The 25,987-nt window shown below is 57.9% G+C and carries 23 protein-coding genes; 14 read left to right on the top strand and 9 right to left on the bottom strand.

Annotated elements, in window-relative coordinates:
* Nucleotide 1: 1 nt before the first annotated feature.
* The 3 genes from ACR0DX_RS14245 to secA all read right to left on the bottom strand — a co-directional run bounded on the left by ACR0DX_RS14245 (nucleotide 2) and on the right by secA (nucleotide 5,320).
* Complete coding sequence (locus tag ACR0DX_RS14245) at nucleotides 2-1,558, bottom strand: phosphate ABC transporter substrate-binding/OmpA family protein (protein WP_170355665.1); 1,557 nt, start codon at nucleotides 1,556-1,558, stop codon at nucleotides 2-4.
* 24 nt (nucleotides 1,559-1,582) lie between these two features.
* Nucleotides 1,583-2,503, bottom strand: coding sequence for a hypothetical protein (locus ACR0DX_RS14240; protein WP_480846494.1), 921 nt, complete (start codon nucleotides 2,501-2,503; stop codon nucleotides 1,583-1,585).
* Nucleotides 2,504-2,602: 99 nt separating this feature from the next.
* On the bottom strand, nucleotides 2,603-5,320 hold the full coding sequence (gene secA, locus ACR0DX_RS14235) for a preprotein translocase subunit SecA (protein ID WP_170355666.1): 2,718 nt from the start codon (nucleotides 5,318-5,320) through the stop codon (nucleotides 2,603-2,605).
* A gap of 176 nt (nucleotides 5,321-5,496) precedes the next feature.
* Here secA and ACR0DX_RS14230 point away from each other — a divergent pair, with 176 nt between their 5' ends.
* From ACR0DX_RS14230 to mutT, 3 genes are read left to right on the top strand one after another with little or no spacing between them, the layout of a single operon-like run.
* Nucleotides 5,497-6,345 (top strand): peptidylprolyl isomerase, encoded by an 849-nt coding sequence (locus ACR0DX_RS14230; protein ID WP_170355667.1) that lies wholly within the window; start codon nucleotides 5,497-5,499, stop codon nucleotides 6,343-6,345.
* Between the two features lie 5 nt (nucleotides 6,346-6,350).
* On the top strand, nucleotides 6,351-7,577 hold the full coding sequence (gene argJ, locus ACR0DX_RS14225) for a bifunctional glutamate N-acetyltransferase/amino-acid acetyltransferase ArgJ (protein ID WP_170724648.1): 1,227 nt from the start codon (nucleotides 6,351-6,353) through the stop codon (nucleotides 7,575-7,577).
* Nucleotides 7,574-7,972 carry an 8-oxo-dGTP diphosphatase MutT gene (mutT, locus tag ACR0DX_RS14220; RefSeq protein WP_170355669.1) on the top strand — a complete coding sequence of 133 codons (399 nt, stop codon included), beginning with the start codon at nucleotides 7,574-7,576 and terminating at the stop codon, nucleotides 7,970-7,972. The genes argJ and mutT overlap by 4 nt, the downstream gene beginning before the upstream one ends.
* Before the next feature lie 94 nt (nucleotides 7,973-8,066).
* On the opposite strand, the gene ACR0DX_RS14215 is transcribed toward mutT, so the two are convergent.
* Nucleotides 8,067-8,477, bottom strand: coding sequence for an ester cyclase (locus ACR0DX_RS14215; RefSeq protein WP_170355670.1), 411 nt, complete (start codon nucleotides 8,475-8,477; stop codon nucleotides 8,067-8,069).
* Between the two features lie 354 nt (nucleotides 8,478-8,831).
* Between ACR0DX_RS14215 and ACR0DX_RS14210 the strand changes: the two genes are divergently transcribed.
* The 10 genes from ACR0DX_RS14210 to ACR0DX_RS14165 all read left to right on the top strand — a co-directional run bounded on the left by ACR0DX_RS14210 (nucleotide 8,832) and on the right by ACR0DX_RS14165 (nucleotide 19,740).
* Entirely contained in the window at nucleotides 8,832-10,775 is a 1,944-nt protein-coding gene (locus ACR0DX_RS14210) for an AMP-binding protein (protein ID WP_170355745.1), read from the top strand.
* Nucleotides 10,776-10,854: 79 nt separating this feature from the next.
* Nucleotides 10,855-11,673, top strand: a complete 819-nt coding sequence (locus ACR0DX_RS14205; RefSeq protein ID WP_170355671.1) for an ABC transporter ATP-binding protein — start codon at nucleotides 10,855-10,857, stop codon at nucleotides 11,671-11,673.
* Nucleotides 11,674-11,702: 29 nt separating this feature from the next.
* Nucleotides 11,703-12,689, top strand: coding sequence for a branched-chain amino acid ABC transporter permease (locus ACR0DX_RS14200; RefSeq protein WP_170355672.1), 987 nt, complete (start codon nucleotides 11,703-11,705; stop codon nucleotides 12,687-12,689).
* Nucleotides 12,690-12,692: 3 nt separating this feature from the next.
* Complete coding sequence (locus ACR0DX_RS14195; RefSeq protein ID WP_170355673.1) at nucleotides 12,693-12,950, top strand: hypothetical protein; 258 nt, start codon at nucleotides 12,693-12,695, stop codon at nucleotides 12,948-12,950.
* Nucleotides 12,951-12,953: 3 nt separating this feature from the next.
* A complete protein-coding gene (locus ACR0DX_RS14190; protein WP_170355674.1) occupies nucleotides 12,954-14,030 on the top strand; it encodes a branched-chain amino acid ABC transporter permease in 1,077 nt (358 codons plus the stop codon).
* A gap of 75 nt (nucleotides 14,031-14,105) precedes the next feature.
* Nucleotides 14,106-15,386, top strand: a complete 1,281-nt coding sequence (locus ACR0DX_RS14185; protein ID WP_170355675.1) for an ABC transporter substrate-binding protein — start codon at nucleotides 14,106-14,108, stop codon at nucleotides 15,384-15,386.
* Nucleotides 15,387-15,459: 73 nt separating this feature from the next.
* Nucleotides 15,460-16,293: an ABC transporter ATP-binding protein gene (locus ACR0DX_RS14180; protein WP_170355676.1), complete on the top strand. Its 834-nt coding sequence runs from the start codon at nucleotides 15,460-15,462 to the stop codon at nucleotides 16,291-16,293.
* 19 nt (nucleotides 16,294-16,312) lie between these two features.
* Nucleotides 16,313-17,530: an acyl-CoA synthetase family protein gene (locus tag ACR0DX_RS14175; RefSeq protein WP_170355746.1), complete on the top strand. Its 1,218-nt coding sequence runs from the start codon at nucleotides 16,313-16,315 to the stop codon at nucleotides 17,528-17,530.
* A 119-nt stretch (nucleotides 17,531-17,649) separates the two neighbouring features.
* Complete coding sequence (locus ACR0DX_RS14170; RefSeq protein WP_170355677.1) at nucleotides 17,650-19,317, top strand: ABC transporter permease; 1,668 nt, start codon at nucleotides 17,650-17,652, stop codon at nucleotides 19,315-19,317.
* A 72-nt stretch (nucleotides 19,318-19,389) separates the two neighbouring features.
* The gene (locus ACR0DX_RS14165; RefSeq protein WP_170355678.1) at nucleotides 19,390-19,740 is read left to right on the top strand and encodes a DUF2794 domain-containing protein; all 351 of its coding nucleotides are present in this window, start codon (nucleotides 19,390-19,392) and stop codon (nucleotides 19,738-19,740) included.
* Here the strand turns inward: ACR0DX_RS14165 and ACR0DX_RS14160 are convergent.
* From ACR0DX_RS14160 to ACR0DX_RS14150, 3 genes are all read right to left on the bottom strand, one after another.
* A complete protein-coding gene (locus ACR0DX_RS14160; RefSeq protein WP_170355679.1) occupies nucleotides 19,737-20,474 on the bottom strand; it encodes an NlpC/P60 family protein in 738 nt (245 codons plus the stop codon). The two genes, ACR0DX_RS14165 and ACR0DX_RS14160, sit on opposite strands and share 4 nt — an antisense overlap.
* The gene (locus tag ACR0DX_RS14155) at nucleotides 20,471-21,853 is read right to left on the bottom strand and encodes a M17 family metallopeptidase (RefSeq protein WP_170355680.1); all 1,383 of its coding nucleotides are present in this window, start codon (nucleotides 21,851-21,853) and stop codon (nucleotides 20,471-20,473) included. Before ACR0DX_RS14155 ends, ACR0DX_RS14160 begins: the two co-directional genes overlap by 4 nt.
* A gap of 63 nt (nucleotides 21,854-21,916) precedes the next feature.
* Complete coding sequence (locus tag ACR0DX_RS14150) at nucleotides 21,917-22,297, bottom strand: hypothetical protein (RefSeq protein WP_414478922.1); 381 nt, start codon at nucleotides 22,295-22,297, stop codon at nucleotides 21,917-21,919.
* 153 nt (nucleotides 22,298-22,450) lie between these two features.
* Here ACR0DX_RS14150 and ACR0DX_RS14145 point away from each other — a divergent pair, with 153 nt between their 5' ends.
* Nucleotides 22,451-23,101, top strand: a complete 651-nt coding sequence (locus tag ACR0DX_RS14145) for a carbonic anhydrase (protein ID WP_170355681.1) — start codon at nucleotides 22,451-22,453, stop codon at nucleotides 23,099-23,101.
* Between the two features lie 63 nt (nucleotides 23,102-23,164).
* On the opposite strand, the gene ACR0DX_RS14140 is transcribed toward ACR0DX_RS14145, so the two are convergent.
* Nucleotides 23,165-24,775, bottom strand: a complete 1,611-nt coding sequence (locus ACR0DX_RS14140; protein WP_170355682.1) for a DUF4139 domain-containing protein — start codon at nucleotides 24,773-24,775, stop codon at nucleotides 23,165-23,167.
* A 123-nt stretch (nucleotides 24,776-24,898) separates the two neighbouring features.
* Nucleotides 24,899-25,921, bottom strand: a complete 1,023-nt coding sequence (locus ACR0DX_RS14135; RefSeq protein ID WP_170355683.1) for an aspartate-semialdehyde dehydrogenase — start codon at nucleotides 25,919-25,921, stop codon at nucleotides 24,899-24,901.
* Nucleotides 25,922-25,987 lie beyond the last annotated feature (66 nt).

The following is a 25,987-nucleotide window of genomic DNA, read 5'->3' as shown; positions in this document are numbered from 1 at the left end:
ATTATTCGACCCACACTTCGACACGGCGATTGATTTTGCGACCCCATTCAGTGTCGTCACAGGCCATGGGCATCGCCTCGCCAAAGCCATCAACTTCAAGCGTCACGCTGTCTGCGATTTTGGTTTCAACCGCATCGAGCACCGCGTTTCTGACGGTTTTCGCCCTCAGTTCGGCAATCCGGGCGTTTGCGGTGGCGGCGCCGTCTCCGTCACTGAATCCGACAAAGGTCAGTGTTCGTCCATCAAACTTGCCGGATTCCAAAAGCTGGGCCAGATGGAGCAGGTTCGATCTGGATTGCGCGTCCGGTCGGGAGGAGCCTGCCTCGAACCGAAACGACAAGGACAAACGGGATCGCGGCCGTAATGTTTCGACCATCCGTTGCAATTCGTCCAGACCGACTTCTGAGGCGCCAGATGCCACGGCGTTTGCCAACCGATCACCTTGCGCGCTAAGAGGCAGCAACTCGGGCGATTGATCCACGAAACCGGCATTCCGGATCACATCCTGAGCTTCGGCGCCTTGGATATAGGCCAGAAACTGTCGTCCAATTCGCGGCAACCGACGATTGGGCAGATACAGGAACATTGGCGCGGTCAGAGGGTAATCCTCGGTTTTGATAGATTGCCGCGTGGCTGCCAGCGGATGACCACAGCCACCGGTCAGGGCCAACGCGCGGGCCGCATCGGCCTCGGCCTGGCTGGCGATCCCGATTGCAAACGGATCTTTGGCAACAGCCCGCGCCATTGCAGTGCTGCGTGTGTGTCGGATAACCGTGCCGGCAAGTGAAACGTCTGCGGGTTGCAAAAGCTGTTTTTCAACACCTTGAGTCAAACCTGAGCCAACCTCGGGCATATGAACGGAAATTGGCGCATCGGGACCACCGAGTGCGACCCAGTTGTCGATCTGGCCGGACAGAACCTGAACCAGCTGCCCCAAGGATATCTGTCCCACAGGATTGTCGGAGGCCACAATCGGCACCAGTGCGTCTAATGCAATGACGCGCGCACGCCGACTATGCTGAAGGTCCCCCAGTCCGGCATCCCGCGCGGCCTCTTGTTCCTGGGAAGTGATCTCACGCAGGGCCATCACGATGTCGGTTTCATTTTCAATGAAATCCGAAAACCCGCGGGCTGTAGTACCAGGGTCAAAGTAAAACCGACCGAGCGGTGCCTCACGATCAGTTGTTTTCAACTCATAGTAAAATCGGCCTGAGGATTCCCGAATAGGCGCCGCCGACAACCCTTCTTGTCGGGCAAAGCCGATGATCAATTCGGGCAAGATTTTTTCCGCCATGACCGATGCACCGGAAAAGCGCAGCTCGGCGACGAAATCCGTGAGGCTGGGGCAAGCAGGCCCGGCACATGTGACGCCTGAGCCGTCGACGGTCAGCTCTCCGAACTGCGTATCCACGCGATAGAATTCACCATCAAATCCCAACAGGTTACCCACGACCTCGACCTTGCCGTCATGGGAGGTAAGAGAGATATCCTGCGCCGATGCATTCAGGGTATATATCGCCGAAAACAGTGCGGCCACCGCCACACGATAGAAAGTCATCAAAAGCCCGAGCCTGCCTGCGTTTTATTTGGCCGCGATTGTCAGGTCTTCGAGCAGATTATTCAACACCAGAAACTCGCCAGACTGGCCGCAATCAGGCAGAGTCAGCGACAAATCGCGTGACCGCAGACGACGGTCGCCGTGTAACTCCAGCGATTGCAGGGCCAGTTCCTGACCGCAATTCTCGGCGGTCACTTCGGCCTCGACGGACAGGGCAATCGAACCGGATTGGGCGGATTGGCCAGCCGGGTAGGAATACACCTGAATGTTTTTGGCATCGCCTATCCCGGTGTGCCCCAGATGTACGACTTTGCCGGTTCCCTGGGTTTCAGGATCGGCTGAGACATGCCCCTTGCCGCCATAGCTGGCACCGAATTCCAGAGCATGAATCTGAAGATCGGTCTGCCCGGTCCATTGTAGGGCGACCCGGTTGTAATGCGCGATTTCTGGAATATGAGTCGTGGCAACCGTTCCTTGTTGATCCTCTGTCGAGATCAGAAAGATCGCGTATTCCGATAAGGCTGGAACAGTTAGGTCTGTCTTGCCGTTCTTGTCAGTCTTTTGGGTGACAGTCAGACCCCTGTGGTGGACATCGATGCGCGAATTGCTGTGGCAGGGGGCAATGACGCTTAGATGTGCGGCGGCACCGGGAACGGCAACTGCGCGTGCGCTGATGGCACAATCGCTGTTGTCCGCGATCGATTGCGCGGTCGTGACCGCGTGTCGTTGAGAGTGCGGTTCGCTGGCGTCATTACCGGAAGGAGCCGAGGAGGTCAGAACGATATGCTCAAGACCGGTTATCCCGACACTCTGATACGAGGCCGAGTTTGCAGCGACCTGCGTGCCTTGCGGCTGCGCAGGTGTTCCATTCTGCATTAAGTAACCGATGGCGAGGGCGCATACGACTGTTCCCCCGGTGGTCACGTAGTTCTTGATTACAAACAAAACACCCTCCCCAGTTGAAGGAGCGAGTCGGATATTTAAGCCGAAACACGGCCAATATGTGGCCGTGGCGCGGACTCATTGTGACTGAACCCGGTTAAATCAGGTCAGTCTGCCGTGACAGTGTTTGAACTTTTTGCCCGATCCGCAGGGGCAGCGGTCATTGCGCGATGGGTTACCCCATGTGTTGGGATCGTTTTCATCAAACCCGGGGAGCGGATCGCCTGAGGCTTCGGCCTCGGCCACTGCTTCGGCCTGTTCGGTTGCTTGGTTGACAGCTTGCTGAGCCTGCGCCTGTTGCGCCTGCATCTGAGCCAGCATCTCGCGCTGTTCTTCTTCGGTCAGCGGGCGCACGCGTGACAATTGTTGCGTAACGGTTTCGCGAAGACTGTCCAACATGCTTTCGAACAGCTGGAAGCTCTCGTTCTTGTATTCGTTCAGCGGATCACGCTGGGCATAGCCCCGGAACCCAACGACCGAGCGCAGATGTTCCAGTGTCAGCAGGTGCTCGCGCCATTTGCCGTCGATGGTGTTCAGCAGAACCTGCTTTTCGATGTTGCGCATGTTTTCGGGGCCAAAGGCGGCGGCCTTCTGCGCCATCATCTCATCGGCGGCATTGACCAGACGCTCGCGCACCTGTTCGTCGTCCACGCCTTCCTCGGCGGCCCAATCTTGTACGGGCGCGTCGATGGTCAGCTTGTCCTTGATCGCCTCATGCAGACCGTCGGTGTCCCACTGATCGGCATAGGTTTTGGGCGGCATGTATTCGTCGATCAGGTCGTCGATTACCTGTTCGCGCATGTCCGAGACGATCTCGGAGAGGTCATCCGCAGACATGATCTCGCGTCGCTGGCTGAACACCACTTTCCGCTGGTCGTTCATCACGTCGTCAAACTTCAGGACGTTCTTGCGCATGTCAAAGTTGCGACCTTCGACCTTGGATTGCGCGCGCTCCAGCGACTTGTTCACCCAGGGGTGGACGATGGCTTCACCCTCTTTCATGCCCAGCGTGGTCAGAACCTTGTCCAACCGCTCAGAGCCGAAAATCCGCATCAGATCGTCTTCTAGGCTGAGGTAGAATACGGTGCGGCCCGGATCGCCCTGACGGCCCGAGCGTCCACGCAGCTGGTTGTCGATGCGGCGGCTTTCGTGGCGTTCGGACGCCATCACGTAAAGGCCACCGGCGGCCAGAACCTTTTCCTTCTCAGTGGCGTGGTTCGCTTCTTCGGCGGTGCGCAGCTCGGCTGGGTCGGCCTCGGGGTTTTCGGCCAGTGCTTTCAGCACCTTCATTTCAACATTGCCACCCAACTGGATGTCGGTTCCGCGACCGGCCATGTTGGTGGCGATGGTCACTGCACCCAGACGGCCCGCATCGGCGACGATCTGCGCCTCTTGTTCATGCTGGCGGGCGTTCAGAACGTTATGCTCGATGCCTTCTTTCTGCAGCATCTGGCTGAGAAGTTCGGATTTCTCGATCGAGGTGGTGCCCAGAAGAACCGGTTGCCCCTTCTCCTGCGCCTCTTTCGTCTGCTCGATCATGGCGCCGTATTTTTCCATCGCGGTGCGATAGACCTGATCGTCTTCATCCACGCGGGCAATCGGCTTGTTGGTCGGCACTTCGACCACGCCCAGACCGTAGATTTCTTGGAATTCTTCGGCCTCGGTCAGGGCGGTGCCGGTCATGCCGCCCAGTTTGTCATACAGGCGGAAATAGTTCTGGAAGGTCACGCTGGCCAGCGTCACGTTCTCGGGCTGAATCGGAACGCCTTCCTTGGCTTCGATGGCCTGATGCAAACCCTCGGACAGGCGGCGGCCTGCCATCATACGGCCGGTAAACTCGTCGATCAGGACCACGTTATTGTCACGAACAATATAATCCTTGTCGCGCTGAAACAGCTTATGCGCGCGCAGACCCTGGTTCACATGGTGCACCACTGTCGTGCTTTCGGGATCATAAAGCGAATGGCCTTCGGGGATCAGCCCGTTGGCGATCAGTTGCTGTTCCAGAAACTCATTGCCCTCATCGGTGAAGGTCACGTTTCGCGATTTTTCGTCCAGCGTGAAATGATCATCGGCCAGCGAAGGGATCAGCGCGTCAATCGCGGTATACAGATCGGATCGGTCCTGAGACGGCCCTGAGATAATCAGCGGTGTCCGCGCTTCGTCGATCAGGATCGAGTCGACCTCGTCCACAATCGCGAAGTTGTGGTATTTCTGGTAGATCTCGGCAAGGTCCGATTTCATGTTGTCGCGCAGATAGTCAAAGCCCAACTCGTTGTTGGTGGCATAGGTGATATCGCACCCATAAGCGGCTTTTTTCTCGGCGTCAGGTTGTCCCGACCAGATTACGCCGGTTGTCATGCCAACCGCGGCGAACACCTTGCCCATCCATTCCGAGTCGCGCTTGGCCAGGTATTCGTTCACCGTGACCACATGCACGCCCTTGCCGGTCAGTGCGTTCAGATAGGCTGGGAAAGTGGCGACCAGGGTTTTGCCCTCACCCGTCTTCATTTCCGAGATATTGCCTTGATGCAGGAAGGTGCCGCCCATCAGCTGCACGTCAAACGCCCGCAGACCCAGCGCACGCTTCGCGCCCTCGCGCACATTGGCAAAGGCTTCGGGCAGCAAATTGTCCAGGCTTTCACCGTCCAGCGCGCGTTTGCGCAGTTCGGCGGTCTTTTCGATCAGGCCTTCATCGGTGAGCTTTTCGAACTCGGGCTCCAGTGCGTTGATCTTTTCGATCAGGGGGCGGGTCGCCTTGATCTTGCGGTCGTTCGGTGTTCCGAACACCTTTTTGGCGAGCGTTCCGAGTCCCAGCATGTTCACTCCAGCGGATCTGTTCTTGTCTTGGTTGCGACAGGCTTGCCCACCTTGCGCGCAACCCATAGATACGGGGGGTGAAAGGCGGCCCTGTCCAAGGCTTCAAAGCGATGTAAGCGGCAGGTTCCACAGTGTCAACGCTGCGCCCCGTCGTGGCAAAGAAATAGGATGATTCCATGCCCAAAGGCCTCACTTTTCTGCCATCGCTGGCCCTGACTGCCATGCTGGCCCTGCCGCTGGCCGCCGAAACCAAGCCTGACGCCAGCACCGTGGTCGCCCGCGTGAACGGAGATGAGATCACTTTGGGTCACGTTATCGCCACTGTAGCGACCCTTCCGGCGAATTATCAGCAGATTGAAGATGACGTCTTGTACGACTTCATCATCGAACAGTTGATCCAGCAGCAGCTATTGGGTCAGCAACAGGACGAGCTGACCAAGCTGAACGCGCTGGCGCTGGCGAATGAAACCCGCTCGTTGATGGCAGTTCAGACTGTGAACGCTTTGATCGGCGATCTGGTCACCGACGAGGCGATTCAGTCCGCCTATGACGCGCGGTTCGCCGAGTTCGAAGGTGAAGATGAGTTCAACGCCAGCCATATACTTGTCGAAACCGAAGAAGAAGCCAACGAGATCAAGTCGCAACTGGATGACGGTGCGGATTTCGCGGAACTCGCCAAAGAAAAATCGACCGGTCCCTCTGGCCCGAATGGGGGCGAGCTGGGTTGGTTCGGAAAAGGGCGGATGGTTCCGGAATTCGAGACAGCCGTCGTAGGATTGGACAAAGAACAAGTTTCTGATCCGGTGCAGACTCAGTTCGGTTGGCACGTGATCATCCTGAACGACAAACGCAAAACCGAGGCACCAGAGTTGGCCGCTGTGCGGGAAGAACTGGCTCAGACCTTGCAGAACGAAGCGATTCAGGCCCGCATTGATGAGCTGACGCAAAGCGCTCAGATCGACCGCCCGGAAATCGAGGGCGTGACCCCCGGTATCGTTCGTCAGCTGGACCTGATTCAGGAGTAACCCGCGTGGCCACGATTACCAAAGTGTCCCCGCTGGCTCCGGCGGCATTTCCCGACCTGCCCGCGATTGACGGCGTGCGCTTTGCCACTGTTGAGGCGGGCGTGCGCTACCAGGGGCGCACCGATGTGATGCTGGCGGTGCTGGACCCTGGCACCTCGGTAGCGGGGGTATTTACCCGCTCGGCCACCCGCGCCGCGCCGGTGCTGGATTGTCAGGACAAGATCGGTGGGGCCAGCGATGGCCCGGCGGCCATTCTCGTGAACTCGGGCAATGCCAATGCGTTCACCGGGCATTACGGTCAGACCTCGGTGGCCGAAGTTACGCAGGCTGTGTCCAAAGCCACCGGCGTCGCGGTCGAGCGAGTCTTTACCTCGTCTACCGGCGTGATTGGCGAACCGCTGCCGCACGACCGCATCCTATCGCAGCTTGAGGCGCTGAAAACGGGCCTCAGCCGTCACGCGATCGAAGACGCCGCGCGGGCGATCATGACGACCGATACCTTCCCCAAGGGGGCCTCGGCACAAGTCGAGATTGATGGTAAAACAGTCTCAATTGCGGGGATTTCCAAGGGTTCCGGTATGATCGCGCCGGATATGGCGACGATGCTGGTTTATATCTTCACCGATGCGCAGGTCGAACAATCGGCGCTGCAGTCCATGCTGGGCGCGCAGACGGATCGCACGTTTAACTGCATCACGGTGGACAGCGATACCTCGACCTCGGATAGTTTGCTGCTGTGCGCCACCGGGGCCTCGGGCGTGGATGCTACTGGCAACGCAGCGTTTGCGCAGGCGCTTGAAACGGTGATGCTGGACCTTGCGCAGCAGGTGGTGCGCGACGGTGAAGGCGCCACGAAATTCGTGGAAATCCGTGTGACTGGAGCGGCCTCGGACGCGGATGCCAAGGTGCATGGTCTGGCGATTGCAAACTCACCACTGGTGAAAACGGCGATTGCGGGAGAAGACCCGAACTGGGGCCGCGTGGTCATGGCCATCGGCAAATCCGGAGCGGCTGCGGATCGTGACCTGCTGAGTATCTCTTTCGGAGACATCCTTGTGGCCGAGAAAGGCTGGGTCAGCCCTGATTACAGCGAAGACGCCGCCGCCGCCTACATGAAAGGTCAGGATTTGGTGATCGCGGTCGATCTGGGGCTGGGCGAGGGCGCATCCACCGTTTGGACCTGCGATCTGACCCACGGCTATATCGAAATCAACGCGGATTATCGTTCATGAAGACCGTTTTGGTGTCGGCCGTCGCCCTGATCGACGTCGAAGGCCGGGTGTTGCTGGCGCAACGCCCGGAGGGGAAGTCCATGGCCGGTCTGTGGGAATTCCCCGGCGGCAAGGTCGAACCTGGCGAAACCCCCGAGGTCGCCCTGATCCGCGAGCTGGAGGAAGAACTGGGCATCAACACCTGGGCCTCCTGCCTCGCACCGCTGACCTTTGCCAGCCACAGCTATGACGATTTCCACCTGTTGATGCCGCTGTTCGCTTGCCGGAAATGGGAGGGAATACCACAATCAAGAGAAGGTCAGGCGCTGAAATGGGTCCGCGCTAATGATCTGCGGAACTATCCTATGCCCGCAGCTGATGTGCCGTTGATCCCGATTCTGCGGGATTGGTTGTAGTGTCGCGGCAGGGCGCATGCCCCCTGTGGCCAAAAGAGAGCACGCGGTGGTCGGAATTGCGTGATTTGTGACCTGTACCCCTGATCCTAAAGTATTAGGCCCAGCCGAGCTGTTTCAAGGAATGCGCATCATTCCATATCTTGGTCATGTGTTTGATTTTGTCACCGTCAAACTCAATGGCATAGACGTATTCCGCGGCCAGAGTTTTTCCCGTAGCAGGCACTGGGCCATCCACGGAATGAGTTCCATGGAACACGGCAAATATGCTTGCAATTCCACGCTCTTCATCAACAGAAAATGATTTGAGCTCATAATGACCATCCGGGATCGGAGTCAGCAGGTTTTTCATCCAGTCTGCGTAACCTTCCAAGGAAGTGACGTCGGCCAATGCGTCGGCTTGTGCCGAAAACGTCGCGCCCTCATGGCAAAAGTTTTTGCAGGCATCCCAGCCTTTGCCTGTATCGCAGGCCTCAAAGAATTCTCTTGCGGCTTTTTGGATAGACATGTGTTTCCCCCCCTACGAAACTGTGACCAACCGTGTTGACCATCAACTGAAGCAGTAAGAAACAGGGTACGCTGAAATAGCTCATTATCAAAATGCGCGGAAATATCGTGGCTTGGTGACGACATTGTGACTGATGTGCTCCGGCGATCCATCCAATCCATCACCCTTCCACCACTGTTACAATTCGTAAGGATTGAGAAAACATCAGGCAAAACTTGACGCTGATCGTTCTCATGTCTCTTAATCGGGGCATTGGCGTTCGGGCACCAACCCGGACCCGCCAGTTCCGGCCCGGGGAGGGGTCGGATGGGGAGGAGAAAAAGATTGGCTCAGATGCAGTCGGGCGCGGAGGGGATGGTATCTCTTCCGGCGCTATTACATCGCAATGTGACGCAGTTCGGGGATGCCCCGGCCTATCGGGAAAAGGAATTCGGGATCTGGCAATGCTGGTCCTGGGCTGAAACCGCCGCCGAGGTGCGCAAGCTGGCGTTGGGATTTCTGGAGATCGGCGTTGAGAAGGGCGACCATATCGCCGTCATAGGCCGCAACCGCCCGGCGCATTACTGGTCGATGGTCGCCGCGCAAATGGTGGGGGCGGTGCCGGTGCCGCTGTATCAGGACTCGGTCGCGGAAGAGATGGCCTATGTTCTGGAACACTGCGGTGCGAAGTTCGTCGTCTGTGGCGACCAGGAACAGGTCGACAAGGTCATCGAGATTCAGCAGGGGCTGCATCAGGTCAGGCATATCCTCTACACCGACAAGCGTGGGATGCGGAAATACGACCACTCCCAGATGAACGCACTGGACGACATCATGGCCGAGGGCAGCGCCGGACACGCGCGGTTCGACGCAGAACTGGACAAACGTATCGCGGCGATCACCTATGACGATACCTGCGTGATGCTCTATACCTCGGGCACGACCGGAAAGCCCAAGGGTGTGGTTCTGTCGAACCGCAACGTTATCGAAAGCGCCAAGAACTCGGCCGAGTTCGACCATCTGACCCGCAACGAAGATATTCTGTCCTACCTGCCGATGGCGTGGGTGGGCGATTTCATCTTCTCGATCGGTCAGGCCTATTGGTGCGGGTTCTGCGTGAACTGCCCCGAAAGCGCCGACACGATGATGACCGACCTGCGCGAGATAGGCCCGACCTATTTCTTTGCCCCGCCGCGCGTGTTTGAGACGCAGCTGACCAACGTGATGATCCGGATGGAGGATGCGGGCAAGCTGAAGAAGCGCATGTTCCGTCACTTCATGGATCACGCCAAGAAGGTGGGCGGTCTGTTACTGGATGGCAAGCCGGTTGGGTTTGGCGACAAGGTGAAATACGCGCTGGGCAATATGCTGGTTTACGGACCGCTCAAAGATACTCTGGGCTATGGCCGGTTCCGCGTCGGCTATACGGCGGGTGAGGCGATTGGGCCTGAGATTTTTGATTTCTACCGCTCGCTGGGTATCAATCTGAAGCAGCTATATGGTCAGACCGAGGCTACCGTTTTCATCACCGTGCAGCCTGATGGCGAGGTGCGCGCGGATACGGTTGGTGTGCCCGCGCCGGATGTCGAGTTGAAGATCGACGACAAGGGCGAGATTCACTATCGCTCGCCGGGTGTGTTTGTCGAGTATTACAACAACCCGGACTCGACTGCCTCGACCAAGGATGCCGAGGGTTGGGTGGCTACGGGCGATGCCGGGTTCATCGAGGAAGGGTCCGGCCATCTGCGGATCATCGACCGTGCCAAGGACGTGGGCAAAATGGCCGACGGGTCGATGTTTGCGCCGAAATATGTCGAGAACAAACTGAAGTTCTATCCCGATATCCTAGAAGTCGTGCTGTTTGGCAACGGCAAGGATCGCTGCGTGGCCTTTATCAATATCGACCTGACGGCGGTTGGAAACTGGGCGGAGCGCAACAATGTGGCCTATGGGTCCTATCAGGAACTGACCAGTCATCCCCGCGTGTTAGAGACGATCAAGTCGCATGTGGAAGAGGTCAACAAGTCGGTTGCGGCAGATGAGATGTTGTCGGGCTGCCAGGTGCATCGCTTTGTGGTTCTGCACAAGGAACTGGATGCGGATGATGGTGAGATGACCCGGACTCGTAAAGTGCGGCGCGGTTTTGTGGAAGAGAAATTCCACGACATCATTGATGCGCTTTATGACGGATCATCCAGCGTTTCGACTACGACTGAAGTGACCTATGAGGACGGGCGGAAGGGGTCGATCTCGGCCACGCTGGAAATTGTGGACGCGCCGGTTGTTGCTGCGACCTCGCACAAGGTTGCGGCAGAATGAGTGCCGTTCGAGCGCCGCTCGACCTGACGGTCATCGCCCCGCCCGCCGTCCCGTTTTTTCGCAGCTCAGGGAGGATCTGATGCTGGATAGTTCCGAAGGATATGTCACCGAAGACGGCCGCAAGATCGGTGGTGTGGTGATGGAGATGAAGAACATCACCCTGCGCTTTGGCGGTGTGGTGGCGATCAAGGATATCTCGTTCGACATTCGCGAGGGTGAGATCCGGGCCATCATCGGACCGAATGGTGCGGGTAAGTCTTCGATGCTGAACGTGATTTCCGGGTTCTATGTGCCGCAGGAAGGTGAGGTTTGGTTTCACGGATCAAAACGCCCGCAGATGCGACCCTTTGAGGTGGCGCAGCAGGGGATTGCACGGACGTTCCAGAATATCGCTCTGTTCGAGGGGATGAGCGTTTTGGACAACGTCATGACAGGGCGTTTGGGCTTCATGAAGACGAATATTATCCAACAGGCCTTGTGGAAGGGCAAAGCCGAGGCGGAAGAGACGGAAAACCGCGAGGCGGTCGAAAAGATCATCGATTTCTTGGAAATCCAGCACATCCGCAAAACACCTGTGTCTCGCCTGCCCTACGGGCTGAAGAAACGGGTCGAACTGGCGCGAGCCTTGGCGGCGGAGCCAAAGCTGCTGCTGCTGGATGAGCCGATGGCGGGCATGAATGTCGAGGAAAAAGAGGACATGAGCCGCTTTATCCTGGACGTGAATGACGAGTTTGGCACCACCATCGCGCTGATCGAACACGACATGGGCGTTGTGATGGACCTGAGCGACCGCGTGGTGGTGATGGACTATGGCCGCAAGATCGGTGACGGCACACCCGATGAGGTGCGCAACAATCAGGAAGTCATCGACGCCTATCTGGGGGTGAGCCATGACTAAACATCTGACAGACATGAGAGGGGGCGGACATGCCTGATCAGTTGGTATTCGCGATGGAGGTCATCCTGAATGGCCTGATGGCCGGGGTCCTATATGCTTTGGTCGCGCTGGGTTTTGTGCTGATCTACAAGGCCTCGGGGATTTTTAACTATGCGCAAGGGGTTATGGCCCTGTTTGCCGCGATGACTCTGGTGGGGATCATGAAAGGGCAGGTGCCGTTTGCGCATCTGATCAATGCCACGTTCGGGACGCATATCCACTATTTTGGCTGGAGCGTGCCTGCGCTGCTGGCGATTATTCTGACCATGGCGGTGATGGTTCTGCTGGCTTGGGCGGTGCAGCGCTTTGTGATGCGCCATCTGGTGGGGCAGGAGCCGATCATTCTGTTCATGGCAACGATTGGTCTGGCCTATCTGCTTGAGGGTGTTGCAGACCTGATGTGGGGGTCCGAAATCAAGACGCTGGACGTGGGCCTTCCGCAGGGCATCAACCTTTGGATCGATGAGAGCACGTTCAACATCTTTGGCTACGGCTTCTTCATCGACAATCTGGACATTGTTGCAACAGTGATCGCGGCATTGCTGGTGGCGGCGCTGGTGGCGTTCAGCCAGTACACCAAACAAGGGCGTGCGATGCGCGCGGTGGCCGATGATCATCAGGCTGCGCTGTCGGTCGGGATCTCGTTGAACTTCATCTGGGTGATGGTCTGGTCAGTGGCCGGTTTTGTGGCCCTTGTCGCGGGCATTATGTGGGGCACGAAATCGGGCGTTCAATTCTCGCTGAGCCTGATCGCGCTCAAGGCGCTGCCGGTTCTGATGTTGGGCGGCTTCACCTCGATCCCCGGCGCCATCGTTGGCGGCCTGATCATTGGTGTGGGCGAAAAACTGTTTGAGTTTGCCATCGGTCCGATGGTGGGCGGGGCGACTGAGAACTGGTTTGCCTATGTACTGGCGCTGATCTTCCTGGTTTTCCGGCCGCAGGGTCTGTTCGGCGAAAAGATCATCGAGAGGGTGTAGGGCATGACCAAACTGATCGCCATCACCAATGTCATTGCCTGGGCCGGGTTCTGGGCGTTTGGATATATCGCTCTGACGTCGGACGACTTGTCGGACGGGCAAGTGACAATCGCAGCCATTCTGGCTTTTGCCGGTCTGGTCATGGGTGTTCTGGCCTATTTGAAACTTGTGCGCGCGTCCGAAGCGAGCGGCTACGCCAAGGGATCGAACCAACTGGATGCTGCAGCCCGGAACCGGGCGCAGGAACAATGGGGAAAGTAAGACATGTTCTATCGTGAAGCAGGGGATTTCAAAGTCTCTTACGTGGATGACAGCCAGACCTTCCCGATCAAGTTCGACCGGTATCGGTACTATGTGGTGCTGGCGGTGGCATTTGGGATCATCCCGTTCATCATCAACGACTACTGGGCGAACGCTTTGCTTTTGCCTTTCCTGATCTACGCGATTGCAGCGATCGGGTTGAATATCCTTGTGGGTTATTGCGGTCAGGTCTCGTTGGGGACAGGCGGATTCATGGCTGTGGGGGCCTACGCTTGCTATAAGCTGATGACGGCCTTCCCTGATGTCAGCATGTTTATCCATGTTATCCTTGCAGGTGGCATTACCGCGCTGGTGGGTGTTTTGTTTGGTTTGCCAAGCCTTAGGATCAAGGGCTTCTATCTGGCCGTGGCGACACTGGCGGCGCAATTCTTCCTGGTTTGGCTGTTTAACCGCGTGCCGTGGTTCTACAACTACTCAGCCTCGGGTCAGATCAACGCGCCTGAACGGGAAGTATTTGGTATCATCATCACAGGTCCGAATGCGCCAGCCTGGGCCACCTACCTGTTTTGCCTGATCTTCCTGACAGTCTGTGCCGTGATTGCCCGCAACCTGACGCGCGGTACGACCGGGCGAAAATGGATGGCGATCCGGGATATGGACATCGCTGCCGAGATCATCGGCGTGAACCCCCTGCGGGCGAAGTTGACGGCCTTTGCTGTCAGTTCGTTCTTTGTGGGCGTCTCGGGTGCGCTGTTCTTTGCGGTCTATCTGGGCGCGGTCGAAGTCGGCGAAGTGTTTGGCATCCAGAAATCGTTCCTAGTGCTGTTCATGATCATTATCGGCGGGCTGGGCTCGATCTTCGGGTCTTTCGCGGGGGCTGCGTTCCTTGTTCTGCTGCCAGTCGTGCTGAAGGTCGTCGGTGCGGACATGCTGGGTTGGCCCACCGATATCGTGGCGCATTTGAATCTCGTCATCGTCGGCGGACTGATCATCATGTTCCTGATCCTTGAACCACATGGTCTGGCGCAACTGTGGCGCGTCGCGAAAGAAAAACTGAGACTCTGGCCATTCCCGCACTAGCGGGTCGGCCCAATCACATAACGGGTGGTACACGCCCGAGCTCACCATCGGACAAACCAAGGGAGGAGACACCCGATGAAATTGAAACTGGCAACCATGGCGCTGGGCGCTGTAATGGCGGCAGGTCCGGTTATGGCCGACCTCGTCTTTCCGTCGCTTAGCTATCGTACGGGGCCATATGCGGCGGGCGGTATCCCGTTTGCGGATGGCTATGCCGACTATTTCACACTGCTGAATGAACGCGATGGCGGGATCGGAGGAGTTCCGACCAGGGTGATCGAATGCGAAACCGGCTATAACACTGAAAAAGGTGTGGAATGCTATGAATCGACCAAGGGCGAAGGCTCGTTGGTGTATCAGCCGCTTTCGACAGGCATTACCTATCAGCTGATCCCCAAGACCACCGCAGATGGCATTCCGATGCACACGATGGGTTACGGGCGTACCTCGGCCAAGAACGGTGACGTGTTCAGCCATACCTTCAACTATCCTGCGAACTACTGGGATGGGGCCTCGGGTGCGATCAACTATCTGTTGGAGTCGAACAACGGCGACCTCAGCGGCAAGAAAATCGCGCTGGTCTATCACAACTCGGCCTACGGCAAGGAGCCGATCCGCACACTCGAAGAGCTGTCGGCAAAGCATGGCTTTGAGCTTGTTGCGCTGCCCGTTGATCACCCAGGTCAGGAGCAGAAGTCCCAATGGCTGCAAATTCGCCGCGATCGTCCCGACTTCGTCCTGATGTGGGGCTGGGGTGTGATGAACCAGGTCGCTGTTCAGGAAGCTGCCAACATCCGCTACCCGATGGAAAACTTCATCGGTATCTGGTGGTCGGGTTCCGAGAATGACGTGCTGCCTGCGGGTGAAGCCGCCAACGGCTACAAGGCACTGACCTTCCACAACGTGGGCACCGATTTCCCTGTCTTTGACGACCTGCAGAAATATGTGGTCGACGCCGGTAAGGCTGCCGGTGCGGGCGATCAGGTAGGTACGGTTCTGTATAACCGCGGTCTCTATGCCGCTATGTTGGCCGCCGAAGCTGCCAAGAAAGCGCAGGAAATCCACGGCACCGACGACATCACCCCTGCGATGATGCGCGACGGTATGGAAGCGCTGGAAATCACCGAAGCCAAGATGACCGAACTGGGTCTGCCCAACTTTGGTCCAGCCTTCTCGGTCTCGTGCGAAAACCACGGCGGGGACGCTTTGGTTGGCGTGACCCAATGGGACGCGGCCAGCAAGACCTGGAGCTTGATTTCAGAGTTCAAGGCCACCGATGGCGACGTGATCGGCCCGCTGATCAACGAAGACTCGAGCGCTTATGCGACCGAGAACAAAATCGACGGACGTTGCTGATCCGATCTTCTGAAAAACGGGGTGGCGCATTGACGCCGCCCCGACCCCAACACAAGCCTGAGGACACGCACTGATGCTGGATGCGGCTCAAAACACCGAAGTGCAGGCTGAAACCCTGCTTGAGGTCAACAATATCGAGGTGATCTACAACCACGTGATCCTCGTTTTGAAAGGCGTCAGCCTGACCGTGCCCAAGGGCGGGATAACCGCTTTGCTGGGTGGCAATGGGGCGGGCAAAACGACAACGCTCAAGGCGGTGTCGAACCTGCTGCATTCGGAACGGGGCGAGGTCACGAAAGGGACGATCAAGTATCGCGGTACCAGCGTGCATGAAAGCGATCCAGCTGATCTTGTGGAAAAGGGCGTCATCCAGGTTATGGAAGGCCGCCATTGTTTCGAACACCTGACGGTCGAGGAAAACCTGCTGACCGGTGCCTATACCCGTAAGGACGGCGCGGCTGCGATTCAGAAAGACCTTGAGCTTGTCTATTCTTATTTTCCGCGACTGGCCGAACGCCGCAAATCTCAAGCCGGATATACTTCGGGCGGTGAGCAACAGATGGTCGCCATGGGGCGCGCATTGATGTCACGACCTGAGACGATCTTGTTGGATGAACCGTCGATGGGTCTGGCCCCGCAGCTGGTCGAAGAGATTTTCGGCATCGTGAGAGACCTGAACGAGAAAGAGGGTGTGTCCTTCCTGTTGGCCGAACAGAACACCAACGTGGCGCTGCGGTTTGCGCATTACGGCTACATCTTGGAATCGGGTCGTGTGGTGATGGACGGTCCGGCGGCGGAGCTGCGCGAAAACCCGGACGTGAAGGAATTCTACCTCGGTATGTCTGATGAGGGCCGCAAGAGCTTCCGCGATGTGCGGTCCTATCGCCGCCGCAAGAGGTGGCTGTAAGCGGATGGAGGATCTGGCGATGACCTATTTCGACGCACTCGAGACCCGATCAGCCGACAAACGCGCTGCTGATCAGGCCGAGGCGCTGCAAAAACAACTTGCTCGGGCCCTTTCCGCCCCCGGTTTTCAAACGCATCTGACGGATGTGGAGACTGATGGTGTCACATCGGTTGAGGACTTGCCCAAACTACCGGTTCTGCGCAAATCAGACTTGGCGCAGGCACAGGCTGCACGTCCTCCATTTGGAGGGTTCACCGTCAAACCCGCACGGCATTTCCACCATGTGTTTCAATCTCCGGGCCCGATCTATGAACCGGGTAGCACCGATCCCGACTGGTGGCGCATGGGCCGATTCCTGCACGCTGCTGGTGTGGGGCCGGGCGATATCGTTCAGAATTGCTTTGGCTATCACCTGACGCCCGCGGGTATGATCTTTGAAAGCGGCGCGCGCGCGGTCGGGGCAGCTGTTCTGCCCGCAGGCACCGGCCAGACCGAATTGCAAGTGACTGCTGCCCGCGATGTGGGCTGCACGGCCTATGCCGGGACGCCGGATTACCTGAAGGTCATACTGGACAAGGCGGACGATATGGGCGTCCAGCTTCATTTCACGACCGCCGTTGTAGGGGGCGGGGCCTTGTTCCCGTCACTGCGGCAGGAATACGCGGATCGTGGAATCTCGTGCCTGCAATGCTATGCGACCGCCGATCTGGGTAACATCGCCTACGAAAGTCCCGCTATGGAGGGGATGATCATCGACGAACATGTCATTGTCGAGATCGTGACCCCCGGCACCGGTACCCCGGTGGCAGAGGGTGAAGTGGGTGAGGTCGTTGTGACCTCATTGAACCCCGACTATCCGCTGATCCGTTTCGCGACAGGCGATCTATCGGCGATCATGCCCGGCCAGTCATCTTGCGGGCGCACCAATGCACGGATCAAGGGCTGGATGGGCCGCGCCGATCAGACCACCAAGATCAAGGGTATGTTTGTACGCCCCGAACAGGTGGCCGCGCTGGTCGATAAACATGCCGAGATCGTCAAAGCCCGCGTCATTGCCGCCCGACAGGGTGAGATGGACATGATGACTGTTCAGATCGAAAGCCCCGGTGGCGATGACATGGCCTACGCTAAATCGGTTGTCGAGCTGCTGAAACTGAAGGGCGCGATCGAGGTCGTCGCGCCGGGATCGCTGCCCAAGGACGGGTTGGTGATCGAGGATCAGCGCGTTTACGAATGACGCCAAGCAGGTCTGCGGCAGTATGTGCCGCAGATTTGTATCCCTGCCCACTGGTGTTTCTGACCGTTTTGGTCGATTAAAGACGAAACCTGCGCCTTAGCCAGTAACAAGCCGGGATCATGGCCGACGTCGAATTCTCAGAACACGGAACGCGCAATCGGGGCGCGTTGGGCACCCGGTTGGTGGCGACCGTGGCCTGTCTGGTGGCGGCGGCCTGTCTGCTGCCTATGCTGGCCGTCGTTCTGGCGGCGGTGACAGGCGGGACGGACACGATCTCTCACCTAATGGAAACGGTCTTGCCGGGCTATGCGCTGACCACTGCGGTGCTGGTTGTTTTGGTGGCGATAGGGACGTTTTCCATTGGTGTCGGTGCGGCGTGGCTGGTGACGATGACCCGTTTTCCCGGCGTGAGGTTTCTGGAAATCGCGCTGGTGCTGCCGCTGGCCTTTCCGGCCTATGTTCTGGCCTATGCCTATACGTTCATTCTGGACCACCCAGGTATCGTTCAGACCACCCTGCGCGACATAACCGGCTGGGGTCCGCGTGATTATTGGTTCCCCGAGATCCGCTCGACCGAGGGTGCAGCGGCAATGCTGATCCTCGTGCTTTATCCTTATGTCTATCTGCTGGCCCGCGCGGCATTTCTGCAGCAAAGCGCCAGTGCGTTTCTGGCTGCGCGCGCGCTGGGCAAAAGCCCGTGGCTGGCCTTCTGGCACGTTTCGTTGCCAATGGCGCGCCCGGCGATTGCCGGGGGTGTGTTGCTGGCCATCATGGAGACCATCGCCGATTTCGGCACCGTCGCCTATTTCGGCGTGCAGACCTTTGCCACCGGGATCTACACCAGCTGGTTTTCCATCGGAGATCGTGCTGCCGCCGCGCAACTCGCGTTGTGCCTTCTGGGTTTTGCACTGCTGATGGCCGTGGCTGAACGGATGCAACGCGGCAAAGCGAAATATTACCAGGCGGGCAAAAGCCACGCATCGCTGCCCTCGGCCCAACTGAAAGGATGGCAGGCGGCGGCAGCGTTTACGCTATGTGCCATTCCGGTACTGTTGGGCTTTTTGCTGCCGGTATTCATTCTGGTTCAGATGGGGATGGAATCAGAACAAAACCTGCTGTCGCGGCGCTATATCGGCTTCATCCAGAACTCGCTGACTTTGGCGGGGACGGCTGCAGTCGTCACGGTTTTTGCTGCGATCTGTGTCGGGTTCTTTCAGCGTCTGCGCCCTGGTCGGGTATCCTCGGGCGCTGGCTATATGGCGCGACTGGGCTATGCGGTGCCGGGCGGAGTTATCGCCGTCGGCTTGATCGTGCCCTTTGCAAGTTTCGACAATGCTCTGGACGCGTGGATGCGGCAGACCTTCGATATCTCGACCGGCTTGCTTGTCACCGGCTCGATCTGGCTGCTGGTTGCGGCCTATATGGTTCGGTTCCTGGCCGCTGCGCTAAGTGCCTATGAGGGCGGTCAAAGCACAGTCCACGCTAATATGGACGCGGCCTCTCGGTCCTTGGGACAAAGCCCGCTGGGCACGCTGCGCCGCGTGCACCTGCCGATTCTGACACCATCGCTGCTGACCGCGCTGCTGATCGTGTTTGTGGACGTGATGAAAGAGCTGCCAGCGACCCTGATCATGCGCCCGTTCAACTTTGACACACTGGCGGTGCAAGCCTATCGGCTGGCCTCGGACGAACGGCTTGAGGGGGCTGCGGTGCCGTCGCTGGTTATTCTGGCTGTGGGGCTGCTGCCGGTTATTCTGATCTGCCGGCAAGTGGGGCGCAGACGCTAGGTCGCTTCAAAATTACCACACCTTGCGTTGGGTGGGCTTGATTCAGACGCGTTTTCCGGCAAGGCTTGACGCATGAACATGCAGCCTCCTAGCCGGTTCTCTGGCAACTCGGCCCAGATGCCCGTCGCCTTCAACCGCCACGAGATGTCGCATATCCTGTCCGTCTATGGCCGGATGGTCGCCGCCGGAGAGTGGCGGGATTACGGCATTTCCAACCTGCGCGAAATGGCAGTGTTTTCCATCTTTCGCCGCACGGCTGAACATCCGATCTATCGGGTCGAAAAGCACCCACGCCTGCGGCAAAAACAGGGGATGTATTCGGTGGTGGGCATGGATGGCCGTATCCTGAAGCGCGGCCATGATCTGCGCACCGTGCTACGGGTATTGGAACGCAAGCTGATCCGTTCGGTTGACCTTGATTAGAGCCTTTTATGGCTGGTCACTGGCCCGTCACCTTGATCCTTGATACGCGCGATCGCCTGCGTCATCGGCTCGAACGTCACATCCATGTGGAAGGCGTTGGCGTGTAGAAGCATGTCCTCAGCGTAAACCCATGCAACATGGCCTTTCCAGAACAAAAGATCGCCACGTTGGGGCGGTGTACCGTCGGGCAGTGTTCTGCCAACTTCACGCTCTTGATCCCCGCTATCGCCAGGACAGGGCAATTCGCAGGCCAGCATTCCGGCCTGCACCAGGCCCGAGCAATCCAACCCAAATCGGCTGTTGCCACCCCATAAGTACGGTGTGCCCAAAAATAGTTCGGCCACGGCGACCGGATCGGTCAGGGTGACGCCGACGGGTTTGGCGTGAACAGCGGGAATAAACCCAAGACCAGTTTCCAGAAACCCATTTTTCTCGGAACTGGCGGTTATCTTGCTGCCGAAACTCAGCGACGCGGAATCCGGGCTTTTCATGTCCGGCTGCGCGTAAATATGTGTCGCCGGTGCAGTGATCCAATGGGTAGCAGGAACGTGCAGACCAAGCTGGTTCGAGCGGACCCAACCACGGTATCCATCCTTGTCCGCTTTGATCTGCTTCCATCCATCTGCGGTATCGGTCACCGCGACAGTGTCCCCGTATAAAAGCTGTCGATCCCGAGGGCCATCGGGCGCGCGCATCAAATCGACGACCGGTTTGATGATGCTATGTCGCGTCATAGGTTCAGCATCTCGGGCAAGGCGGCCAGCAGGGCGCGTGGACCTTGTCCCAAACCGCCTTTGCTGCGCCCCGGTTCCTTGCTGCGCTGCCACGAGAAGATATCGAAATGCATATAACGGTTGTCACCCACAAAGCGGCGCAGGAACAGAGCGGCGGTGATTGACCCGGCAAAGCCACCAGCCGGCGCATTGTCCAGATCGGCGATGCCAGGTTCTATCATCCCTTCATATGGCTCGTGAAAGGGCATTCGCCAGACCGGATCGGCTGCTTGACGCGCGCCGCGGGCCAAGGCATCCGCCACGCCATCATCATTGGTGTAAAACGGCGCAAGATCGGTTCCTACCGCCACGCGTGCTGCGCCGGTCAATGTCGCCATCGAAATCACAAGGTCTGGTTGCCCCTCATCCGCCAGCGTCAGCGCGTCTGCCAGAACAAGACGCCCTTCGGCATCGGTATTATTGATCTCGACCGTAAGGCCCTTGCGCGAGGTCAGGATATCGCCGGGTCGGAACGCGTTTCCGGCCACCGAATTCTCAACCGCTGGGATCAGGACACGCAGTTGCAACGGCAGGTTCAGTGCCATGATCATCCGCGCCAGACCCAGAACATTGGCCGCCCCGCCCATATCCTTTTTCATCAACCCCATCGAGGCACCGGGTTTCAGGTTCAACCCGCCAGTATCGAAACAGACACCCTTACCGACCAGAGTCAGTTTCGGTCCTGCGTTGCCCCAGTTCATCTCGATCAGGCGAGGAGCCTGCGCGGCGGCACGACCCACAGTGTGGATCATGGGAAAATTCTGATCCAACAGATCATCGCCCGCAATTACTGAACAGGATGCGCCGAATTCCTGCGCCAGCGCTTCAGATGCGGCCTGCAACTGGTTCGGCCCCATATCCGAGGCGGGGGTGTTGACCAAATCTCGGATCAACGCCTCGGCCTTGGCTAGAACCTCTAATCGGGTGGCATTCACGCCATCCGGTGCGACGAGGCGCGCTTTGGCGGCGGATTGACTGGCATAGCGGTCGAAACTGTATCCGGTCAGCAACCATCCCAGGCATTCGGTCTCAACCACGTCGTCTGGCAGGCCCGAAACGATGTGATACGTGCCCTTGGGCAAAGCTTCGGCAGCGGCGGCCAGCGGGAACCGTTTGCGTGCGCGACCCGCAGGCTTGCCATAGCCCGCCAGCGCCATGGACGGCGCACCGTCTGCATTGGGAATCAACAGGGTTTGACCCAAACCAGCGGTAAAGCCGCTGTTTTCAACCCAAGCCCTCACAGCGCCCGACTGATCCGCCAGCCAGCTTTCGAGCTGGGGCTGCGCGATCACGTGCAATGGCAGGGACGGGTCAGAGGCGGAGGCAAAGGACAGAGTCATGGGGATCTCAACTGGTTCGGTTTGCGCCCAGCCTATCCGTCCACGATCCGTCCGCAAGCCCCGTCAGACCGAAAGATCCTGCTGGTCCCAAATAACGGTCAGCGATTTCTCACCCACGCGGATCAGGCGCGACAGTGTTGCGCCGGTGGCGACGGCATCGCCGACATCCACGTTATGCGCCACATCACCCGCTACGCGCGCCAGCGCAGTCATGCCGACCTGTTCGGAAATCGCCACCAGGGAACGCGCACATTTGCGCAAGCTGGTCCAATCACGCCGCCGCCAGTAGCGTTCGCAATTCGACAAGCGCACGGCCAATTCCTCGACTGTGCGGCATAGCACGTCCAGTGCATTCTGATCACCCAGTTGCCCGCAAAGACCATTCAACTGGTCCGGATCCAGACGGACGGATTCCTTGTGTTCAAGTGTGACTATCTTTTCCACCACATTTACCCCAATTCTAAACGCCCCCACGGCGTGGATTGACTGTTGCGCGGAATTCCTTTGCAAAACCTTGCAGCGCACAGGGATAATGGCTCGAATTTTCGGCGAATTCAGGTTACAGCACTCGTCAGACACAAGACTAAGGACATAAAAATGGATCGCGCCAAACCTTTGCCGAACTATCTGGTCAAGCGATATCACGGCTGGAAAGCTACGACGTATTCGGAAAATCAGGTCTGGTACCGGCGTCTTGCCACCGAAGGACAGCGCCCGCGCGCCATGGTCATTTCCTGCTGTGACAGCCGGGTGCACGTGACTTCGATTTTCGGAGCCGATCAGGGTGAGTTTTTCATTCACCGAAATATTGCCAACCTGGTTCCACCCTATGCCCCGGACGGAGACCACCACGGCACCAGCGCAGCAATCGAATACGCTGTAACTGCGTTGAAAGTGGCGCATCTGATCGTTCTGGGCCATTCGCAATGTGGCGGTGTTCAGGGCTGTATCGACATGTGCAAAGGACAGGCCCCACAGCTTGAAGCGAAAGACAGCTTTGTGGGGCGTTGGATGGATATCCTTAAGCCGAAATATGATCTGGTAGCGGATATCGAGGACAGCACGGACCAGGCGCGCCAATTCGAGCGCCACGCGGTTGTCGCCTCGCTGGAAAACCTGCTGACCTTCCCGTTCATTGCTTCGGCGGTCGAGGACGGATCACTGAGCCTGCACGGGCTGTGGACCGATATCGGAGAGGGCGGGCTGCAATGCTATGACCCACATGAAAAGAAGTTCGTGGTTGTTTGACCATCAGTAAGTGCGCTGCGATCGGAAGGGCCGGTCAGGCCCTTCTTGAAACGCAGTTACTCATCACTTCAGAACCATTCCTTCGGGCCAGCTGAGCTTAGTTTCGATCTCAACGGTTTCGGTTTGGCCGGGCGCAAGCTCCATTTCCCACGCCAGAATACCGCGCCGGTTGTCGACATTCTCGTCGGTCGGCTTGGGGGTCGCGGTCCATTCGATCGTAAGATCATCCTGTTCGGAATATGGAACACTGTCGAGCAACCGCAGGGGCCACGTCTCATCCGAGAGGTTTTCAACACGAATTTGCGCACGTTCGGCGCGTTCGTTCGAGCGTGCAATCAAACCGACATCACCACTGCGCCGACCCAGAACCTGCCGCCGCAAGGTGAGCGCGTATAGGGGGCCAAATCCCAGCTCGACCTCTTCGCCGGGGCCGATATCAGGGCTGGAGTCGACCGCGACCAGAACACCGTCGACCTGCCACCGGGCGTAGTCAGATGAAAACAGGTTTTGCGAATAAGGGTTCGTAAACCGCGCGGTCCGATAGGCTGTGGTATCCCGGCTGGGATTTGCCAGGGCAAACACCTCTGCAGGTTGGGACATGCTGTCCAGTTCCAGCTCGGCGGCCCCATATCCGCTGGAAATCGAGATCGGCACAGGCAGTGTATAGGTCGTGCCTGTTCCTTGAATTGACGCGGCGCTCGGTCTCCATCTTTGAGTTACTTCGAAAACGGGCGCCTCTACAACCGGTTCTTCCAGCGCTTTGGGTTTTTCACGAATGGAGCGGCGTTTGTCTCTAATCCTTGACGCGGCGCTTTGATCGTTGGGCTGTAGTGTGGAAACGCTGAGGGTGATGTCGTTCCAGTCCTCGCCGGTCATTTGACCCACTAGAACGCTACGACTGATCTGTACCTCCGGGACACTTCCGGTCTTCAGATCAAATACATAAGCCGGCTGCCAAGTTGCGGTTTCATAACTGAGATATGACAGCGATAATGTTCCTTTTGTATCTACTTCGGTGTCAACATCGACGGCGATAAAGATACGTTCATTCGTTTCGGGCAAAAGGGCGGCCAGATCAGCGCGGGCGGCGTCCAACTCGGTCTCAAGCTCGGTCAGTTGGGTTTCTGTTTCGCGGGCCTCATGCTCTGCCGCCAGCGCAGTGTTTTCGGCCTCAAGGGCTTCGTTTCCAACCATGCGGGCAATGTTGCGCAGGTTTTCGGGATCCGATCCGGCCAAACCAACATTACGCCCCAGATTGGACAGGAACGTAATCGTATGATCGGCAGCTTGGGCCTTCAATCGGACGGTTTCGGCCTGATCTTGAACCGATTGAATTCGTGTTTCTATGTCTTTGATGCGGTCTTCTACCTGTTTGATAGCGTCGCCGACGTATTCACGCCAGGGCACGTCTTCGAAACGTGAAATAAGGGCTGTTTGGGTTAACCCATCGGCGCGGAACTGCATGGTCGCGATTTGGTGGCCTAAATCGTCGTTCTCTGGGGTGCCCAGCAGGATCAGGCGATGAGCGCCCGCCGGAACGTCGAACTCAGCTGTTCGGGTAATCAGGGCGCTGTCCGGGTAAACGGTCACGGCGCTGATATCTGTATCAAGGGTAAAGGTTTCGGCGGACAGAATAGTCGGCACAAGGGCCAACAAATAGAACACTGGTTTCATAATCACTCGCGGAAATAAAATTGCAAACTACCGTATTGGTTGCAATTGAACCGCAATACATCAAGTCAAAATAAAAAGAGCCGCCCAAAAGGCGGCCCTTCATATTGGTTCAGGTAAGCGATTTCAGCCCTTTTTCAGAACCTCACGGCCCAACAGTTCGGCGATCTGCACCGCGTTCAGGGCGGCGCCCTTGCGCAGGTTGTCGGACACGCACCACAGGTTGATGCCGTTTTCCACGGTCGAGTCCTGACGGATGCGGCTGATGAAGGTCGCGAAATCGCCCGCGCATTCGATAGGCGAGACGTAGCCACCGGCCTCGCGCTTGTCGATCACCATGATGCCCGGTGCTTCACGCAGGATATCGCGGGCCTCATCCTCGTCCAGGAATTCCTCGAATTCGATATTCACGGCCTCGGAATGGCCGACGAATACGGGAACGCGGACGCAGGTGGCTGTGACCTTGATCGACGGATCGACGATCTTCTTGGTCTCGACCACCATCTTCCATTCTTCCTTGGTCGAGCCGTCTTCCATGAAGACGTCGATCTGCGGGATGACGTTGAAGGCGATCTGCTTCTGGAACTTCTTGGGCTCCACTTCTGTTGTGGGGTTGTAGACCGCTTTGGTCTGATCCCACAGCTCATCCATGCCCTCTTTGCCCGCGCCCGAGACCGACTGATAGGTCGAGACGACAACGCGCTTGATCTTGGCGCGGTCATGCAGCGGCTTCAGAGCGACAACCATCTGCGCGGTCGAGCAGTTGGGGTTGGCGATGATGTTCTTGTTTTTATAGTCGTGGATCGCCTGCGGGTTACATTCCGGCACGATCAGCGGAATGTCGGGGTCGTAGCGATAGAGCGACGAGTTGTCGATCACCACACAACCAGCCGCAGCCGCCTTGGGCGCGTAAACCTTGGTTGCGTCCGAGCCGATGGCAAACAACGCCATGTCCCAGCCGGTGAAATCAAAGGTGTCGATGTCCTGGGTGGTCAGTGTCTTGTCGCCAAAGCTTACTTCGGTACCCAGCGAACGACGGCTTGCCAGCACGGCAAGTTCATCGACGGGGAACTGGCGTTCCGCCAGAATGTTCAGCATTTCGCGGCCCACGTTACCCGTGGCGCCGGCGACAACGACGCGATAGCCCATTTCATGTCTCCAAAGTTAAGGACGCGCGTTCATAGCTGCGTTGCGGCAAAGAAAAAAGGGTTTTCG

It is taken from the genome of Ruegeria sp. D3, assembly GCF_056534465.1.
This window is presented reverse-complemented; position numbering and strand designations above follow the sequence as displayed.

What these genes read in the sequence shown, in the direction of transcription:
- ACR0DX_RS14245 (WP_170355665.1), bottom strand. Translation starts at nt 1,558, where the DNA reads ATGACTTTCTATCGTGTGGCGGTGGCCGCACTGTTTTCGGCGATATAT.
- secA (WP_170355666.1), bottom strand. Translation starts at nt 5,320, where the DNA reads ATGCTGGGACTCGGAACGCTCGCCAAAAAGGTGTTCGGAACACCGAAC.
- ACR0DX_RS14230 (WP_170355667.1), top strand. Translation starts at nt 5,497, where the DNA reads ATGCCCAAAGGCCTCACTTTTCTGCCATCGCTGGCCCTGACTGCCATG.
- mutT (WP_170355669.1), top strand. Translation starts at nt 7,574, where the DNA reads ATGAAGACCGTTTTGGTGTCGGCCGTCGCCCTGATCGACGTCGAAGGC.
- ACR0DX_RS14215 (WP_170355670.1), bottom strand. Translation starts at nt 8,477, where the DNA reads ATGTCTATCCAAAAAGCCGCAAGAGAATTCTTTGAGGCCTGCGATACA.
- ACR0DX_RS14210 (WP_170355745.1), top strand. Translation starts at nt 8,832, where the DNA reads ATGGTATCTCTTCCGGCGCTATTACATCGCAATGTGACGCAGTTCGGG.
- ACR0DX_RS14205 (WP_170355671.1), top strand. Translation starts at nt 10,855, where the DNA reads ATGCTGGATAGTTCCGAAGGATATGTCACCGAAGACGGCCGCAAGATC.
- ACR0DX_RS14200 (WP_170355672.1), top strand. Translation starts at nt 11,703, where the DNA reads ATGCCTGATCAGTTGGTATTCGCGATGGAGGTCATCCTGAATGGCCTG.
- ACR0DX_RS14195 (WP_170355673.1), top strand. Translation starts at nt 12,693, where the DNA reads ATGACCAAACTGATCGCCATCACCAATGTCATTGCCTGGGCCGGGTTC.
- ACR0DX_RS14190 (WP_170355674.1), top strand. Translation starts at nt 12,954, where the DNA reads ATGTTCTATCGTGAAGCAGGGGATTTCAAAGTCTCTTACGTGGATGAC.
- ACR0DX_RS14185 (WP_170355675.1), top strand. Translation starts at nt 14,106, where the DNA reads ATGAAATTGAAACTGGCAACCATGGCGCTGGGCGCTGTAATGGCGGCA.
- ACR0DX_RS14180 (WP_170355676.1), top strand. Translation starts at nt 15,460, where the DNA reads ATGCTGGATGCGGCTCAAAACACCGAAGTGCAGGCTGAAACCCTGCTT.
- ACR0DX_RS14175 (WP_170355746.1), top strand. Translation starts at nt 16,313, where the DNA reads ATGACCTATTTCGACGCACTCGAGACCCGATCAGCCGACAAACGCGCT.
- ACR0DX_RS14170 (WP_170355677.1), top strand. Translation starts at nt 17,650, where the DNA reads ATGGCCGACGTCGAATTCTCAGAACACGGAACGCGCAATCGGGGCGCG.
- ACR0DX_RS14165 (WP_170355678.1), top strand. Translation starts at nt 19,390, where the DNA reads ATGAACATGCAGCCTCCTAGCCGGTTCTCTGGCAACTCGGCCCAGATG.
- ACR0DX_RS14160 (WP_170355679.1), bottom strand. Translation starts at nt 20,474, where the DNA reads ATGACGCGACATAGCATCATCAAACCGGTCGTCGATTTGATGCGCGCG.
- ACR0DX_RS14155 (WP_170355680.1), bottom strand. Translation starts at nt 21,853, where the DNA reads ATGACTCTGTCCTTTGCCTCCGCCTCTGACCCGTCCCTGCCATTGCAC.
- ACR0DX_RS14145 (WP_170355681.1), top strand. Translation starts at nt 22,451, where the DNA reads ATGGATCGCGCCAAACCTTTGCCGAACTATCTGGTCAAGCGATATCAC.
- ACR0DX_RS14140 (WP_170355682.1), bottom strand. Translation starts at nt 24,775, where the DNA reads ATGAAACCAGTGTTCTATTTGTTGGCCCTTGTGCCGACTATTCTGTCC.
- ACR0DX_RS14135 (WP_170355683.1), bottom strand. Translation starts at nt 25,921, where the DNA reads ATGGGCTATCGCGTCGTTGTCGCCGGCGCCACGGGTAACGTGGGCCGC.